The following is a 17668-nucleotide window of genomic DNA, read 5'->3' on the forward strand; positions in this document are numbered from 1 at the left end:
TTTTTTGATTAGATGTTATAATAATTTTATATTTACGAATATTTTACGATTATATATAGTTTAATATACTTTTGTTTATATATGAAAAGTAGAGTTAAACTGATTCCAAAGAAAGCGGGAATGTAAATGATATATGAAGCGAATATACATACAAGAGAAAAATTAGTTAATATGTTCAAAGATTTCAATAACGTTGTTTTACTTTCTTATTTACAAGGTCATATGGGTACCGCTTGGGTAAATGATCTTGAAAATCCAACAGTAGCGCAAGTTACGGTTGGGATTTTTACATTTTACGCTGGGGATTCAAAGATGAAAGAAACAGAAGAATTACTACGCAACATTCCTGATAGAATGTTAGTAATCGTAAATAGTGTAGAGTGGAAAATGCGTTTAGAAACATTTTACGGAAGAAAAATAGATAAGTTTTTACGCTATAAATTCAAACGTAATGCGGAAGTTTTTAATCGTTCAAAATTACAATCTTTTATATCGGCGCTTCCAATAGGGTATGAGTTAAGGAAAATAGATGAACATATCATAAATAAGCCTACTTTACATAAGGTATCTGAAGATTTTACAAGTCAATTTCAATCAGTAGAAGATTATATAAACCGGGGTATAGGGTATAGTATTTTGTATAAAGAAGAAGTTGTATGCGGTGCATCATCATATAGCATTTATGATAATGGCATTGAAATTGAAGTTGCGACTGATCACAATCATAGAAGAAAAGGGTTGGCAACTATAGTTAGTGCGGCGATAATCCTGGACTGTTTAGAAAAAGGGATATATCCAAACTGGGATGCAGCGAATACTACGTCTGCTAAACTAGCAGAAAAGCTAGGATATGTTTTTGATAAGGCGTATGATGCTTATTTTGTGGATAATAGATGAATGAGCAGAGATTGTACGATTTGTACAGAATAAAGAAGTTAAAAAGGGAAAGACAAATGACTAGAATGTTTTGATAGGCGTTGTTAAGAACCCCTATGGAAACGTTTGAGAATAAAATAATCAGTTCAATAATAAGGAGATTTTATAATCTAGTGAGTACAAAAACCGGCTTTTTTAGTCGGTTTTTATTTTTTTATAAAAGGGGACAATAGTCGTGATGTTCTGTTTTGTGGATATATTAAGTGAGTAAATGATTAATATTAAATATTCCCTTTGTCGATAAAATAAAAGAATCTTTAAAAATAAATTTTAGCATTCTTATTAATTCTATCTTATCTAGGTAGATATTCGTATAGGCTCCATATATTAATTTATGTATTTTTAACTATCAAGAGAAATTGATAAAAGTGACTATGATACAAACCCACGCATTAATAGAAACAGTACATATACAGTAAAGAGAGTTAAAAAACTCTAAATTTTATTATAAAGGAGATTATAAAATATGAGTGAACAATGTCCAATTAATGTACCATGTCAGGCAGTAGGACAAACCCAAACACCATTAAGTGATGCAGCTGCAACGCCAATTACTACTCCAGGAGCACCAATTGTAAAAATACCGGTTGTATTAGCAGAAAGAACGATTCAAATTGTTGTAGAATCTGATATTCCATTAGATCCTCCAGCGGTTGAAATTAAACGTATCTTAAAAAATGCATTTTTAACACAATGTAAGTTAGTTCCTGTAGCATTTACTCCAGTACCAGGTACACCTTACCGCCGAGTTACAAGAGCAAAGTTATTTGTACAAGGATATATTCGTAAAAACATTGAATATGCAAATGACGAGTGTAATGGAGTGCTATATGACCGCATTGCTAATGTTCCATTTTCTGGTTTTGCTGATTTAACAGCTGGTGATTTTCTATCACAGGCTATAGTGGCTGCTTCCTCAGATACTACTTCTCATTTTATTAATCCTAAAAATGGTGATCTACCACGTTTAGACAAATACTTCTTCGAAAATACAGTTTTTTATAATGAACAACCGTATTGCGAATTAGTCAGCGCTCAATTTTTTGAATTAGACTTTTCACCTTGTCCAACAGACCTAAACGAACCATTTGATACTCTTCGTGAAAAAATTGTACTGGATCTTACTTTAAAAGTTTTACAAGTACAACAAGTACAAGTATAAAACTAAAAAAGCATTGTCTTTGATAAAAAGACAATGTCTTTTTTATTATTATAAAACATATATAATGATGAAAATGAATACGTGTAAAATAACATATTTTCCTGAATTTTATTAGATGGGGGGGATGGTGATGAATAAGCCATGGATTGGTAAGGTGCTATGGGATGAAATTCACAAGTATAAAAATCTGAATAAACAAGATAATTCACGAGAAAGAATAGTAAAGAAAGAAGAAGAAGTATCTGAAGTAAAGAAAGAAGAAGAAGTATCTGAAGTAAAGAAAGAAGAGGAAGTATCTGAAGTAAAGAAAGAAGAGGAAGTATCTGAAGTAAAGAAAGAAGAAGAAGTATCTGAAGTAAAGAAAGAAGAGGAAGTATCTGAAGTAAAGAAAGAAGAGGAAGTATCTGAAGTAAAGAAAGAAGAGGAAGTATCTGAAGTAAAGAAAGAAGAGGAAGTATCTGAAGTAAAGAAAGAAGAGGAAGTATCTGAAGTAAAGAAAGAAGAGGAAGTATCTGAAGTAAAGAAAGAAGAGGAAGTATCTGAAGTAAAGAAAGAAGAGGAAGTATCTGAAGTAAAGAAAGAAAATGCAACATCTGAATCACAAATAGAACCATCAGTGCGTTCAATGGTAGTGAAAACACCATTTTCTATTATTTCTGAAGTGTCTAGTTTTAAAGTATTTCCAAAAATAAACATAAAAAATCAAGAAGCGTTTGTTTTTCAAAATGAAAAAGATGTAGGTAGGCGTGAATTAGATTCTAAGTTATTAACTACAGTACAACAGTATCATTCGGAGGCTTATTGTGAAATAGTTTCTTTTAATCTTCATGAAAAGAGAGTGCTTATGGAATTATATAATAAAAAAGTCATAGGGAATATTGAAGAGAATAAGGTAGAGACATCTTCATGGACCCCTATACATAGCATAATATTAGAGGGTAAAAATGAAGGAGAAGTAAATAATGTTATAACAGCCAAGCTACCAATAGAAATAGGAAAATATAAAGGTGAAATTATTTTACGAGAAAAAGTTGTATTTAAAGAAAAAGTCATAGGAATAAAAGAGGTGGAACAGGAGATTGTTTTGACAAAAACTGAATTCTTAGTGCCAAAAGTAATAAAAAATGGACAAAATACATTTACAGTTGAAAAAGGGAGCTTATTTGTAGAAGGCTATATTTATCAATGTATTGAATACATATCAGAACAAAGTACATTTCATAATAATATGTATCAATTAATGCAAAATATTGTACTGGAATTAGTCGTTCAAGTAATACAAGAACAGGAAGTACAAGTACGAATGAAATAAAAATGAATATATTCCCTAAATGCTACAAATGGTTTTCCCTCAATAAATTCAGTGTAATATTTATGAAGACTAATTTTTGCTAACGGGGATAGTTACTTTATTATATGAATCTATTTAGGTCTATGAAAAAATAAGTGCTAACATGTTTGAAAACAAACTTACTAACACTTATTAAAAACAGACATAAAATTTGGATTATATGTGGTTTGATTTAAGAATTTAATAAAAAAATTGATAATTGCTTGCTATAAACTGATGTGTAAAATAAAGTGTATTCACTTCTTTTTTACAAGACTCTCAACTTGAATAGTAATACATGTTTATCATAATTTTCTAAACACCAATTATATTTTTTTAGAATAATTGGATGGACAACTTCTTTCGTCATATCAACATCAATAAAGCCATATGTTTTATAAAAACTTTCTAGTTCTTCAAAAGGAATACAAAATACGTTTTGTATTTCTAATGCTTTCGCAGTCTGTACTAAGAATGAAACAAGTTTCTTAGCTAATTGTAGACCTCTAAATTTAGGGAGAACAAAAATCCCACCCATTTCTAAAGTATTTTCATCTAGTTGGACTAATCGTCCAACACCTGCATACTCATTGTTGTATGTAATGATTGCAACTTTATCTCTCTCTAAATCACTTTGTACAAATCCTATCGATTCATATTGATTATTAATCCATTCTAGGTCATTAGATGTAGCTAGTTGAATACTCATATGCATCCTCCTTTGGAAAACTTGCGTTATTTTCATTATATTGAATATAATATCAGGAAAAAAGTAGTTGGAATCGCATGATTTTCAATTACTGTTCAAGTTTTGAAGAATAGTGCATACAATATAAAGTGTTTTCCTTTCTTCATTTAAGTTTTACGTATATAATTTAAAAGTACTATTTTATATTTTATTATTTTATATTTATAACAGAATAGAGGTTTAAAAATGGGTGTTAAAATCATTACGGATAGTGCGGCGGATTTACCGGTAGAATTGCTGCAAGCATATGATATTGATTTAATTCCACTCCGTGTATATGATGAAGCAGAAACAGAGTATTTAGATGGAGTTACATTAGAGTCAGTTACATTATTGCAAAAAATGAGAGAAGGCGCAGTTTATAGAACGTCATTGCCTTCACTTGAAACTTTCCAAGAAAAATTTGTTTCTTATGCAAAAGAAGGTAATCCTTGTATATATTTAGCTTTTTCATCTGAACTGTCTGGTACATATCAATCGTCAGTTGTTATTAAAGAAGAAGTGAAAGAAACTTATGCTGATTTAGATTTAGAAATTATCGATACAAAATGTGCTTCGCTTGGTCAAGGGCTTGTCGTTTTAGAAGCTGCTAAAATGGCGAAAGACGGCGCATCAAAAGAAGATATTTTAAAACGTGTTGATTTTCTAATGAACCATATGGAACATATTTTCACTGTAGCTGACTTACAGTACTTAGTGAGAGGTGGACGTTTAAGTAAAGTCGCTGGATTTATCGGTGGTTTACTAAACATTAAGCCGATCTTAAACGTAGAAGAAGGAAAGCTTGTACCACTTGAAAAGGTACGTGGGAAAAAGAAAGTCCTTGGCCGAATTGTAGATATTATGGAAGAGCGCGGAAAAGACCTTAAAGGTCAAACAATCGCTATGACTCATGGCGATGACTTAGAAACTGCCGAAGCATTAAAATCATTAATTATGGAAAGATTCGGTTGTGAAGTATTTATCGTAAATACAATTGGTGCAGCAATCGGAGCACATACAGGACCTGGCGTTATAACGTTATTTTTCTTAAATGAAGTAGAGTAAAGGATTGATCATTTGATCAATCCTTTTTTCTTTAATCTGTGATTACCGGTCGATATGGTATTGGTGAAGATAAAATCATCGAAGTTTTGACTGTTCCAAACGGAATAACGATATCAATTAATTCTTCTAATTCCTTCATAGAGTGAACTGCTACTTTTAAGTAATAGCTACTTTCACCTGTCACTCGGTGACATTCAAGTATTCTATGTTCTCCGTATATTTTTTCCTCAAATTTTTTACAAGGAATCTTTAAATTTTCAATTCTTAAAAATGCTTGAATTGATTTTCCAACTGCATCTAATGATATCCGTGCGGTATATTTCTCAATTATTCCAGTATCTTGTAATCTCTTTAGTCTTTCGGTAACACTAGGGCGGGTGAGGTGTAAGTGCTCAGTCATTTCTGTAATTGTCATTCTGGCATCTTCTTGTAGTAATAGGGTTATTTTCTTATCAATTTCATCCATGAATTATGCTCCTTTACAAATACGAAAGTGAAATTCTGAAATAAATACATAATGTAAAATCTAATGCCAGACTACATACACTTTTGAATGTCAAATAGACTGACAACTTTCTATAATTAAAATATAAATGGAGGTGCATGTAATGTCTAATCATTTTAATGAAACAATTTCAATTAAAAAGGGAACTGCTTTATACGTCGGAGCGGTTCTAGGATCAGGAATTCTTATATTACCTGGTATGACAGCGAGTGTAGCAGAAGGGAATGCGATTGTTTCCTGGCTTGTTATGATAGCACTTAGTATTCCACTTGCGTTCACATTCGCTTTTTTATCGATTGAGCATCCAAGTACAGGTGGAATTGCTACTTTTTCAGAAAAAGCTTTTGGCAAAAATGTAGGTGCTATTATAGGTTGGTCTTTTTATATAGCAGGTAGTGTTGGGCAAATCGTTGTATCTTTGACTGGTGGCATGTATATAGTGAAGGTTTTTACGTTACCATCATATTTTTCGTACGTTATAGCGCTAATTATTTTAAGTATTTCAATTGGTTTCAATTTATATGGGTTACAAATAAGTGGATTGTTTCAAATATGTATAGGTGTATTAACTTTCATTATTTTAATCGTAACAATTATAAGTTCATTACCTTATATTGAAATGAAGCATATAAATGTACATATTTCTATGCAAAAAATAAACCCAATTTTAGAGGCATCATTATTAATTTTTTGGTCGTTTTTCGGTTGGGAAGCCATTGCGAGTTTAGCGCCAGAATTTAAAACACCTAGAAAAAGAAATATTATTTTATCCACAGGATTTGCGATTGTTATTATTGGAGTTTTATATATGGGTATTGCATTATCAGTAATTGGAACGAAATCCTATCATATTAATGTTGATAATACTACAGCTCTCGTGCTTGTAATTAAGCAAACTTTAGGCGACCAATTTGCATGGTTAATTGGATTTGTAGCTTTTATCATTTGTTTAGGGACGACAAATGCATTTATTGCAAGTATGGGGCGCTTAGGTTATTCACTAGGAAAAGAAGAAGTTGCACCTCGTTATTTAGCACATGTTAATAAAAAAAGAGAAACACCAACAAATGCAGTAAAAGTTGTTGGTTACATTGCAATAATAGGTTTGTTAATAAGTTTCGTTTTCCATATTAGCATAGATAAAATTGTTTTAATACCGAATTCGTTAGGGATTGTTACATACATTGTCGGTACTGCGGCTGGAATGAAATTAATAAAGAATAGGTTAGGTAAAATTTTTTCTATAGTAGCTTTTACATGTTGCGTAGTTGTTTACCCTTTTATTGGAGGAGTAGTACTGATCCCAGTAGCCGTAGCATTCATATGTTTATTTTATGTGCGTTTCAGTAGCAGAAGAAAAGAATATAAATAAGAATGAGTTTGTGGAAATCTAAATATTTAAAGATATTAAAATTTTTACATTTCGTTTATAATTGTGAGGGGAGAAATATCTGTAACTATTTGTAAAAATAGGAGGCGGCTATAAAAATGCAAGAAATTGCTAGATGGGATTTAAATCGATTGTATTTGAATGAGGATATTCTATTTCCGATTTTGGAGTTGAAAGAGCAATATTTTGTAACAAAAGATGTAGAGATTCTTTCAAAGCTTATACAAGCTATTGAAAAAGCAGAATACTATTTGTACTGTCAATCGGTTGAAGAAAGTGTTTCATCTGACCTTACTAAATTGACTGTGAAAGTGAAGGAACTAAAAAGTGAAGTACAGCAAGTAATACAGAAAAGTGAAATGGAAACTTCCAATAATCTTAATACTAATTTAATAAAAGATGAACTTGGTGCATGGGAAAATATGTACATACAATTAAGAAATAAGATAGAAATAGAGCACAATAATAAGCAAATATCATTTGGACAAGCGAATAATATTGCAATGAATAGTGATAATGAAAAGGAAAGAGTAGAAGTATTCGAGTTATTAACAAATGCCTTACATAAGGAAAAAGAAATTTTTGCTACTGTATTAAATCAAATAGGGAGAATACGTAATACAAAGAGTAATGAATTAGAATATGGAGGGATTTTAACGCAATCTCTACATGCGAATGGTATTACTGAAACTGTATTATTACAAATGTGGAATGCGACAGAAGAAAATCTAGATAAATTAGTTAGTGCTTTAAATGTGTATAAGAAAGGTAGAGCTTCGATTACATGGCATGAACTTATGACAGTAAAGGAAAATAATGAGGTTATTATTCCTTTTTCAGTAGCAGTAAAAAACATATATGATGCACTAAAAAATATAGATGAAGAATTGGCACAGTTCGCACAGAATGCAATAGCAAATGGATGGGTAGATGCTGAACCAAGAGATAATAAACCACCAGGTGGGTTTTGTGCTCCTTTTTTCAGTGAAAAAGAATCCCGTATTTCAATGCGTTATGATGGAACAATTGATAGTGTAAGAGTACTTGCTCATGAATTAGGACATGCTTGGCATTTTTATGTTATGAGTTTGGAACAATCTACTTCATTTTTAGATGATTACCTGCCAATGAGTACAGCAGAATCAGCGTCTATTTTCTTTGAAACCGTGCTCATAAATTATCTAATTCAAACAACAGATAGTATAGATATGAAAAAGTCATTGCTTAGTTGGAAAATAAGAAACAGTTTTAATTATGTAATGGCGATTCGAGCATCGTTTGAATTTGAGAAGAATTTTTATGAAAAGTGTAAAGAAAGTTCTGTAAGTGCTGATGAAATTGAGAAGTTATCTATAGCAGCGCAAGAAAAAGCATATGGGAATGCATTATCAGAATATCAGCCGTTTGTTTGGATGAAATATGTTCAGTTTTATATAGCAGATATTCCTTTTTATAATTATCCATACACATTTGGCTATTTAGCTAGTTTTAGTTTATTAGAGATGGCTCAAGAAACTAAAAGTACTTTTCATTCGAAATATAAAGAGTTTTTACGAGAAACAGGAAAAGCTCCAGTGGAAGAGCTTATGAAAAAACATTTTGAAATGGATATAACAAGCTATGAATTTTGGGATAAAGCTTTTAAACAAATTTCTAAAGATATCGATGAATATTTGCAGCTTACGTAAGGGGAGAGTATAGTGGATTACCAGCTTATAAAAGGAATACCTTTTTCAACTTTAGAATACGCAAAAGCTATAAGTTTATTAAAAGGTTGGCTACATGAACAACAAGAGAAACCAAGGTTTGTAGTAACTGCAAATCCTGAAATTGTTATGTCTGCAAAGGAAACCACAGAAAAATCAAAGCAGTTTAAAAAGATGTTACTATCTGCGGATCTAATAACAGCGGATGGGATTGGCGTCATAATTGGCTCGAAAATATTGAAGGGAACTTTGAAAGAACGTGTTACTGGGGCAGATATCACTCATGATTTAATAAAATATTGTAATGACAATGGATACCGTGTCTTTCTTTTTGGAGCCGCACCAGAAAGTAATAAAAAGGCATTATTAAAATTAAATGAGCAGTTCCCAGGAGCACAGTTTAAAGGACAGCATGGATTTGTAAATGTTGAAGAAATAGAAGAAGTAAAAATAAAAATCAAGCAATTCAAGCCGCATTTATTGCTAGTAGGACTAGGTTCACCAAAACAAGAAGAATTCATCTATGAAAACATACAAACGTTAAACGTTCCGCTATCTATTGGTATTGGAGGCATGATTGATATAATATCTGGTACTGTAAAAAGAGCACCGAAAATTATGAGGGATACTGGAACCGAATGGCTGTATAGGTTACTCTCACAGCCGAAACGGTTAAAGAGACAACTTGTACTTCCGAAATTTTTATTTTCGGTTATGTCTGAAAGAATTAAAGGGAGTAATTAATGAAGGGGACTACATACATGAACAAAATCGGCATTATCGGAGCAATGCAAATTGAAATAGACTTACTTTTAGAAAAACTAGTTATAATAGAAGAACAAACAATTGCTGGAATACCTTTTTACGTTGGAGAATTCATGGGAACAGAAGTAATTATTACACGTTCTGGTGTAGGGAAAGTAAATGCAGCCGCATGTACGCAAACATTAATTCATAAATTTGATGTAAATGCTATCATCAATACAGGTGTTGCTGGCGGGTTACATCCGGATGTAAAAGTTGGCGATGTAGTTATTTCAACGAATGTTACCCATCACGATGTAAGTAAAACTCAAATGAAAAACTTATTCCCGTTCCAAGAAGAATTTGTCGCAAGTAAGGAATTAGTAGAGTTAGCACGTAAAGCATGCAATTGTAGTTGTTTACATATTGCGGTTCATGAAGGAAGAATTGTAAGCGGTGAATGTTTTATTGAAGATTCAAACCTAAAAGCGAAGTTAATAGACGAATATGCACCGCATTGTACAGAAATGGAAGGTGCAGCAATTGGACATGTTGCCTATATAAATGATATACCGTTTCTCGTTATAAGATGTATTTCAGACAGCGCAGACGATGAAGCACAAGTCTCTTATGATGACTTCGCGAAAACGGCAGCAAATTATTGTTCGGAAATTATCGTTGAGATGCTGAAAAATATATCAAGTAAAACTGTATTGTAATTCAAAAGGAGAGAGTAAAATGTTACAAGCATTAATTTTTGATATGGACGGAACGTTATTTCAAACAGATAAAATTTTAGAATTATCGTTAGATGATACTTTTGATCATTTACGTTCATTGCAATTATGGGATACGGTAACACCTATTGATAAATACCGTGAAATCATGGGTGTGCCTTTACCGAAAGTTTGGGAAGCGTTATTACCAAATCATTCTCTTGAAGTAAGAGAACAAACAGATGCATTTTTTTTAGAAAGATTAATTGAAAACATTAAGAGTGGAAAAGGTGCATTATACCCGAATGTAAAAGAAGTGTTAGCATATATAAAAGAAAATAATTGTTCAATATATATTGCTAGTAATGGTTTAACTGAATATTTACGAGCAATCGTATCTTATTATGATTTAGACCAATGGGTTACTGAAACATTTAGTATTGAACAAATAAACTCACTTAATAAAAGTGACTTAGTAAAAAGTATTTTAAACAAATATGATATAAAAGAAGCAGCTGTAGTTGGGGACCGGTTATCTGATATAAATGCAGCCAAAGATAATGGCTTACTTGCGATTGGATGCAATTTTGATTTTGCACAAGAAGATGAACTTGCTCAGGCGGATATAGTAATAGATGATTTACTTGAGTTGAAGGGAATATTGCCTACTGTGCAGAGATTATAAAGTGTGTGCAGTTTTTTGCCAATTCCTATATATCTTATTACACGGAGGAAATATGCTGAAAGATAATTTTAACATTAGTAATATTCCCGCGGTTTTGTGGGGAGATAAAAGTGAAAAAGTTTTTATTGCAGTACATGGAAATATGTCAAATAAGGAAGATGCAGTTATTCAAAAATTAGGTGAAGAAGCTAATCAAAAAGGTTATCAAGTATTAAGTTTTGATTTACCTGAGCATGGAGAAAGAACAAATGATAATACTCCTTGCAAAGTACAGTTTTGTGTTAGTGAATTATCTATAATTATGAATTACGCAAAAGAACATTGGAAAGAAGTAAGCGTGTTTGCATGTAGTATAGGAGCTTATTTTAGCCTTTTAGCCTATCAAAATGATGTGATAGAAAAGGCATTATTTTTATCACCAGTAGTTAATATGGAACGAATTATCGAAAATATGATGAAATGGTTTAATGTAACACCAGAACTTTTGCAAAAAGAGATGACTATAGAGACACCTATTGGTCAAAAGTTATATTGGGATTATTTATGCTATGTAAAAGAACATCCTATTAATAAATGGAATATAGATACATATATTATGTACGGAGCAAAAGATGAACTGTGCGAATTTGAAACTATTAACGATTTTACAAAAAAACATTGTTGTGAATTAGAAGTCATGGAGACGGGGGAACATTACTTTCATACTGCAGAACAGTTAAAGATATTTGAACAGTGGTTACACAAACATATCAATTAGCAAATTATAATGTATCTTGAGTCTGTTAGAGAAGGATGGCAAATATATAAACTAATATAATATTTGAGAGATATTATAAATGTATTTACTTAAACGGCTTTATTCATGATTTTTGTGTACAAATAGCTTTAAATGTATAGAAATTAGACAATTATATTATCGATTTATATCTGAAGTGAAGAATAGCCATTCTACGAATTGAATAAAGTAACAATCATAAAAATGCTCAGAACAAAAGATTCTTGAGCATTTTTATGTATTTTCATATTAAGGGGGGAATTTACTTGAAAGACATACATATTCAACAAATTGAAGATTTAATGATATACGAATACGACTATCTCATTGAAGAAAGTAAAGAAGAAGGATTTAATTTCCTAATAAGACTAATAAGTGAATATGAAAATAAAATAAACACCTTTAATAAAACTGGAGAATGTTTACATGGTATCTTTCAAGGGGAAAAGTTAATTGGAATAGGAGGGCTGAATGAGGATCCATATACAGAAAACAATAAGATTGGTAGGGTAAGGAGATTTTATATTGCAAAAGAATACCGAAGGAAAGGATTAGGGAGGTTACTGTTAGTACGAATTTTAAACGATGCGAAAAAATATTTTAATATTGTTGTCTTACATACAGATACAGAACAGGGTGACAAATTTTATACTTCGAGTGGATTTGTGAAAGGGACAAAATATGTGGGAGCGAGCCATTATTTGAACTTATATAAAAGGATGTAATGAATTATTATTTATCCCTCTAATAGAACTTTTGTTCTATTTTTGTGTAGATTGATGTTATAATTTATATGAATCTAATATTAGAATGGGGAATTGGATGATGGGAGAAAATAAAATTATTAATGATTTCAATGAATATTCAATTTGGTTAAATACATTGAAAGGTATGAAAGAGGAATTGTGGGTGGCTCCAATATCAGAGGGGAAATGGACTGTTAGCGAGATCATATCACATATTATGAACTGGGATGACTATCTTTTACGTGAGACATTATCGTCAGTGAGAAATGGACAGGGAATGGAGTTCCCTGATTTTGATACATATAATAAATTAGCATCTAATTATGCTAAATCAGGTATATCTAAGGTGAAACTTCTTGAAGAAGCAAAAGCTAAAAGAGAGTTACTTGTAAAAGAACTTAAATTACTGCCTGATGAAAATCTAAAGAAACCTTTAACAGCCAATGGGGTATCACATTGTCCTCATACTGGAACGCCGTATTCTCTTATATATATTATTAAAGAATTTATAGATCATGATAACCATCATAAAAGACAGGTTATTCATTTTTTAAATGAAAATGTAGTTGCTAACTGATAAATAAAAGATCCCGCAAATGATATTTGTGGGATCTTTCTTACATTATAATTTAACATTCATTTCTTTCAATAACCCCTTCGGATCACCTTTCACATAATAAAAATGCGGATTATTTTCATCATCGTAAAGCATAATATAAGGTTTTTGATTAAGCGGGAGGAGAATAAGTACTTCATCAATTGTTGTATGTAACCATTGATTTGTAATAGAAATTGGTTTAGATAATGGGATTTTTATCATGTGACCATCTTTTGGAACGACGTTTAAGTTTTTGAATGGGCCAGTAATGGATTTAGCGTATTGAACAGCTTCTTTTTGAATAGCTGGATCTAAAGATTGTTTTTGAACGACCATTTCTTTTTGACAATCAAACACTTCAATTTGTTGATTTGTATTTGCGAACACATTTGTTGATAATAAGAAACAAAGAAGAGTAATGACCCCGATTTTTTTAATCATAATACAACACCTCGTTTTTACTATACCCTTAAAACGTTCAAATATTTTTCTGTCACATTGATGTAACAAAGAAGTTGTATAATACAATTGGTTTTTGTTTAATAGCAATGGAGGATAATGTATGAGAGTATTAATAGCAGATGATGAACAAGATATGTTAAGGATTTTAAAGGCTTATTTCGAGAAAGAAGGCTTCGAAGTTTTATTAGCAAAAGATGGAGAAGAAGCACTTCAAATATTTTATGATGAAAAAGTTGATTTAGCTGTTTTAGATTGGATGATGCCGAAACATAGTGGTATTACTGTCTGTCAGGAAATAAAAAAGAATTCAAGCGTAAAAGTGTTAATGCTTACAGCGAAAAGTGAAAGTGAAGATGAATTAGCAGCACTTCAAAGTGGCGCAGATGAATATGTAAAAAAACCATTTCATCCAGGCGTATTAATAACTAGAGCGAAAAAACTTATACAGCATGATGATGTCATTCAAATTCAAGATTTGAAAATAGATTTCACTAAAAATAAAGTTTATAAAAATGACAAAGAGTTAGATATTACAAAAACAGAGTTAGAATTGATAAAGTGTTTTTTAAATCATAAAGGCATGATTTTAACTCGAAAAAAATTGTTAGATATCGTATGGGGATTTGACTATTTCGGAGAAGAGCGAACTGTTGATACACATGTAAGAAGATTACGTAAAAAAGTAGGAGAAAATATTATAAAGACGCATCGTGGTTTAGGATATAGTTTGGAGGAGCAGAGTGAATAAACTTGGAAAAAAGCTATTTCTCAGCATTTCTTTAACTGTTATTCTTATTTTTACAATCTCTTTATTATTAATTAACTATCTTTTACCGAAATATAATATTTACAAAACGCGAGAAAGTTTAGAAGGTATTACAGCACAAATACAGTCCATACCGAGCAAACAACTGGATGAAGCAATTACTAGCATTGAAAATAAAGGAAATGTTACGATTGCGTATACATCAATTAACAATTCGGAAGATCGAATTAATGATGAGTTACGTATGCAACTTACAAGGAAAAGGGTTGCCCTTAATAAACTTTGGATTACAAAAGAAGAAGTAATGAAAGTAAAGAACTTCGGGCAAGCGAATAAAATATATGATCAAGAAAAGATTAAATCTAGTTTTTTTGTGAAATACATTGCGAAAGACGATATGTTAATTTTAGTAGGAGTTTCGATCGCACATTCTAATGAAATAATAAAAACGTTAAATTCATTTTATTTTTACATTTTTGGCATTACGATTTTTCTCATTATCGTACTTGTATGGATACTTTCAACGACAATCACCAGACCATTGAAAGAATTAAGTAATGTTGCAGAAGATATTTCAAATTTGAAATTTGAACGAGCGAAAGTGAAAACAAATGATGAAATAGGGGACTTAGCTAATAGTATTAATATCATGAGTGAAAAACTAAATGAAGCGCATGAAGATTTAACAGATCGAAATGAACATTTAAAACGATTTATGGGTGATGTGACGCATGAATTAAAGACTCCAATCGCATTAGTGAAAGCATATTCTATGGGAATAAAAGATGGTTTAGATGATGGTACATACATAGATACAATCATTAAACAAACTGATCACATTTCAAACCTAATTGAAGAGTTATTACGATTTTCTAAACTAGAAAGAGATGTTTTACAAAAAGAAGAATTCGATATTAAATCACTAGTCCAAAGTATATTAGATAAGCATAAGATTGAACTGGAATCGAAAGAAATCAATTTGCAAGTGAACTATAATGTTAGCGATGTAGTGGTTAATGCTGATATAAATAAAATGAAAATGGTGTTTCAAAATTTAATATCTAATGCGATAAAATATACAGCAAATCAAAATATAAAAATTACTTTAGAAGATAGAAATGAAAATATATATTTTCAAATTCAAAATGGTATGAATGCTGAACAAATGAAAGATATCGATAAAATTTGGGAACCTTTTTACGTCTTAGAATCTTCTCGTAGTAAAGACCATTCAGGTACAGGGTTAGGCTTAGCGATAGTGAAAAGTATTTTAGAGAGACATGGTTTTGACTATGGAGTCTCTACTTTAGATGGAGAGATACGATTTTATATTAATATAGAGAATGATTAATTCAATACTTTTAGAAGCATCGTCTATTATTAGGCGATGTTTTTTATAGATTATATGAGAGCAGTAAATCAGAATATATAACCTCAAAATCTCGTTTGAAGAGTGTTCTACAAATTTTTCAAGTTGTTGCATAAAATATAAACTGAATTTTCTGTAATTTTAGTGTATAGTAAAAGGAGAAATATATGGGGAGGCAAGGGTATGGGGAAAAAGAAAATAGCAACACTATCAGCAATATTATCTTTATCAATTACGTCAGGAGTTTCTAGTATGACTGCGTATGCAGACAATAAAGAAAAAAACTACATAAATGAGAATGACGTGAAGTTAAATGGAAATGTTTCAGAAGCGTTACGTTCAAACACGAAGATAGAATTAGAAAATGGAATGACAAAACCGATTTATTCGCTTGATGAAGCAATTATTGAAAATTTATTTGTGGAAACAGAAGTTGATAGTGATCGAGATGGAAAAAAGGATCGTGTATCAGTAAAAGTTATGCGTCCAAAAACTGATTCGAATGTGAAAGTTCCTGTTATTTATGAAATGAGTCCATATCGATCTGGCTTAAAAGATGTTCCTGTATATAATGTAGATGAAGAATTGTATGCGTATGAAGGGAAACCGTATGGAGCTGTTAATCTTGGTTCATACGGAAATTATTATGTGCCAAGAGGCTATGCAGTCATTTTAGGTGAAAGTATAGGAACTGGAAAATCAGACGGATGTCCAACTACTGGGGATGAGCAAGAAATATTAGGGACGAAATCTGTCATTGATTGGGTGAATGGACGTGCGAAAGCATATACAGAAAATGGTGAGGAAGTTAAGGCTGATTGGTCAACAGGAAATGTAGGGATGACAGGAGTATCTTATAATGGTACGTTACCGAATGCTGTTGCGACGACTGGTGTTGAAGGGTTAAAAACAATTATTCCAATCGCAGCGATTAGTAGTTGGTATGATTATTATCGTGCAAACGGTGCAGTCATTGCGCCTGGTGGATACCAAGGAGAAGATACAGATAACATGGCAGAAGCAGTTCTAACAAGAGAAAATCCTGAAGTTTGCGGACAAGTAATAAAAGAGCTAACAGCTGGACAGGACCGGAAAACTGGTAATTATAATGATTTTTGGGATAAACGTAATTATGTAAAAGATGCTAAAAACGTAAAAGCGAGTGTATTTGTTGTTCATGGTTTAAATGATTGGAATGTAAAGACGAAGCAGTTTGCGCAGTGGTGGGAAGCACTTGGAGAAAATGATGTCCCTCGTAAAATGTGGTTACATCAAGGTGGACACGGTGGAACATCAACAAATGATTGGCAAAGAACACAAAATAAATGGTTCGATTACTGGTTGTATGGAATTGAAAATGGGATTATGAATGAACCGATGGTGGATGTACAACGTGAAAATAAAACTTGGGATAAAATAAAAAATTGGCCGGATCCAGCAGCTGTACCGTCAAAAGTTCGTATGTATTTAAGTAACAAAGCAGTTAATTTGCCATTAAGTATGGGCTCTGCAAATAAAGTTTTCTCATTCGTGGATGATGCAAAAATGAAATCAAATCAATTAATAGCAAACCCAGAATTAGAAGTAGCCAATCGATTAGTGTATACAATGCCTGTACTTCAAAAAGATACGCGTATAAGCGGTACACCAAAGATTTCAATTACAGGAAATATTGATCGATCTGTATCAAATTTAACTGCTTTACTTGTTGATTATGGTGGAGCAAAGCCGGAAATTGTAACGAGAGGCTGGATGGATCCACAAAACTTAAAGAGTATAGAAAATTCAACAGCGATTCAACCGGGCAAAGATTATACATTCACATGGGATATGCAGCCTGATGATTATGTATTTAAAGTGGGGCATCAAATAGGGGTCATTTTAATCGCTAGTGACTATGATTATACGATTAGACCGAAAGCAGGCACGAAGCTTACAGTAAAATTAAGTGAAGTGACATTACCGATTGTGAAATAAATGATT

The 17668-nt window shown here is 31.7% G+C and carries 18 protein-coding genes; 15 read left to right on the top strand and 3 right to left on the bottom strand.

Annotated elements, in window-relative coordinates:
• Positions 1–126: 126 nt before the first annotated feature.
• From QEP67_RS13490 to QEP67_RS13500, 3 genes are all read left to right on the top strand, one after another.
• Positions 127–897: a GNAT family N-acetyltransferase gene (locus tag QEP67_RS13490; protein WP_000638713.1), complete on the top strand. Its 771-nt coding sequence runs from the start codon at positions 127–129 to the stop codon at positions 895–897.
• A 505-nt stretch (positions 898–1402) separates the two neighbouring features.
• Positions 1403–2098 carry a CsxC family protein gene (locus tag QEP67_RS13495; RefSeq protein WP_001294978.1) on the top strand — a complete coding sequence of 232 codons (696 nt, stop codon included), beginning with the start codon at positions 1403–1405 and terminating at the stop codon, positions 2096–2098.
• A gap of 130 nt (positions 2099–2228) precedes the next feature.
• The gene (locus tag QEP67_RS13500) at positions 2229–3410 is read left to right on the top strand and encodes a BC_2427 family protein (protein ID WP_353706616.1); all 1182 of its coding nucleotides are present in this window, start codon (positions 2229–2231) and stop codon (positions 3408–3410) included.
• A gap of 286 nt (positions 3411–3696) precedes the next feature.
• Here QEP67_RS13500 and QEP67_RS13505 read toward each other — a convergent pair whose 3' ends face one another.
• The gene (locus QEP67_RS13505; protein WP_000027155.1) at positions 3697–4137 is read right to left on the bottom strand and encodes a GNAT family N-acetyltransferase; all 441 of its coding nucleotides are present in this window, start codon (positions 4135–4137) and stop codon (positions 3697–3699) included.
• A gap of 225 nt (positions 4138–4362) precedes the next feature.
• On the opposite strand from QEP67_RS13505, the gene QEP67_RS13510 reads away from it, so the two are divergent.
• Positions 4363–5223, top strand: coding sequence for a DegV family protein (locus QEP67_RS13510; RefSeq protein WP_000538275.1), 861 nt, complete (start codon positions 4363–4365; stop codon positions 5221–5223).
• 31 nt (positions 5224–5254) lie between these two features.
• On the opposite strand, the gene QEP67_RS13515 is transcribed toward QEP67_RS13510, so the two are convergent.
• Positions 5255–5689, bottom strand: a complete 435-nt coding sequence (locus QEP67_RS13515) for an Lrp/AsnC family transcriptional regulator (RefSeq protein WP_000343328.1) — start codon at positions 5687–5689, stop codon at positions 5255–5257.
• Positions 5690–5831: 142 nt separating this feature from the next.
• Between QEP67_RS13515 and QEP67_RS13520 the strand changes: the two genes are divergently transcribed.
• From QEP67_RS13520 to QEP67_RS13555, 8 genes are all read left to right on the top strand, one after another.
• A complete protein-coding gene (locus tag QEP67_RS13520; RefSeq protein WP_000064914.1) occupies positions 5832–7100 on the top strand; it encodes an amino acid permease in 1269 nt (422 codons plus the stop codon).
• Between the two features lie 116 nt (positions 7101–7216).
• Positions 7217–8806, top strand: coding sequence for a M3 family metallopeptidase (locus QEP67_RS13525; RefSeq protein WP_064472802.1), 1590 nt, complete (start codon positions 7217–7219; stop codon positions 8804–8806).
• Positions 8807–8818: 12 nt separating this feature from the next.
• A complete protein-coding gene (locus QEP67_RS13530; protein ID WP_000386252.1) occupies positions 8819–9568 on the top strand; it encodes a WecB/TagA/CpsF family glycosyltransferase in 750 nt (249 codons plus the stop codon).
• A gap of 17 nt (positions 9569–9585) precedes the next feature.
• A complete protein-coding gene (locus QEP67_RS13535) occupies positions 9586–10287 on the top strand; it encodes a 5'-methylthioadenosine/adenosylhomocysteine nucleosidase (RefSeq protein ID WP_001033370.1) in 702 nt (233 codons plus the stop codon).
• Between the two features lie 19 nt (positions 10288–10306).
• The gene (locus QEP67_RS13540; protein ID WP_000938418.1) at positions 10307–10969 is read left to right on the top strand and encodes an HAD hydrolase-like protein; all 663 of its coding nucleotides are present in this window, start codon (positions 10307–10309) and stop codon (positions 10967–10969) included.
• A 52-nt stretch (positions 10970–11021) separates the two neighbouring features.
• Positions 11022–11726, top strand: coding sequence for an alpha/beta hydrolase (locus QEP67_RS13545; RefSeq protein WP_000910326.1), 705 nt, complete (start codon positions 11022–11024; stop codon positions 11724–11726).
• 284 nt (positions 11727–12010) lie between these two features.
• Positions 12011–12469, top strand: coding sequence for a GNAT family N-acetyltransferase (locus QEP67_RS13550; RefSeq protein ID WP_000651673.1), 459 nt, complete (start codon positions 12011–12013; stop codon positions 12467–12469).
• A 100-nt stretch (positions 12470–12569) separates the two neighbouring features.
• Positions 12570–13067 carry a DinB family protein gene (locus tag QEP67_RS13555; protein WP_000504415.1) on the top strand — a complete coding sequence of 166 codons (498 nt, stop codon included), beginning with the start codon at positions 12570–12572 and terminating at the stop codon, positions 13065–13067.
• Between the two features lie 45 nt (positions 13068–13112).
• Here QEP67_RS13555 and QEP67_RS13560 read toward each other — a convergent pair whose 3' ends face one another.
• The gene (locus QEP67_RS13560) at positions 13113–13529 is read right to left on the bottom strand and encodes a hypothetical protein (protein ID WP_000591785.1); all 417 of its coding nucleotides are present in this window, start codon (positions 13527–13529) and stop codon (positions 13113–13115) included.
• Positions 13530–13650: 121 nt separating this feature from the next.
• On the opposite strand from QEP67_RS13560, the gene QEP67_RS13565 reads away from it, so the two are divergent.
• The 3 genes from QEP67_RS13565 (at position 13651) to QEP67_RS13575 (ending at position 17662) form a co-directional block, all read left to right on the top strand.
• Positions 13651–14298: a response regulator transcription factor gene (locus QEP67_RS13565; RefSeq protein WP_001264414.1), complete on the top strand. Its 648-nt coding sequence runs from the start codon at positions 13651–13653 to the stop codon at positions 14296–14298.
• Positions 14291–15667 (top strand): HAMP domain-containing sensor histidine kinase, encoded by a 1377-nt coding sequence (locus QEP67_RS13570; protein WP_001037284.1) that lies wholly within the window; start codon positions 14291–14293, stop codon positions 15665–15667. Before QEP67_RS13565 ends, QEP67_RS13570 begins: the two co-directional genes overlap by 8 nt.
• Before the next feature lie 201 nt (positions 15668–15868).
• Complete coding sequence (locus QEP67_RS13575) at positions 15869–17662, top strand: Xaa-Pro dipeptidyl-peptidase (protein WP_000516712.1); 1794 nt, start codon at positions 15869–15871, stop codon at positions 17660–17662.
• The last annotated feature ends 6 nt before the right edge of the window (positions 17663–17668 follow it).

The organism is Bacillus cereus group sp. MS39, assembly GCF_040448665.1.
GTDB lineage: Bacteria > Bacillota > Bacilli > Bacillales > Bacillaceae_G > Bacillus_A > Bacillus_A wiedmannii.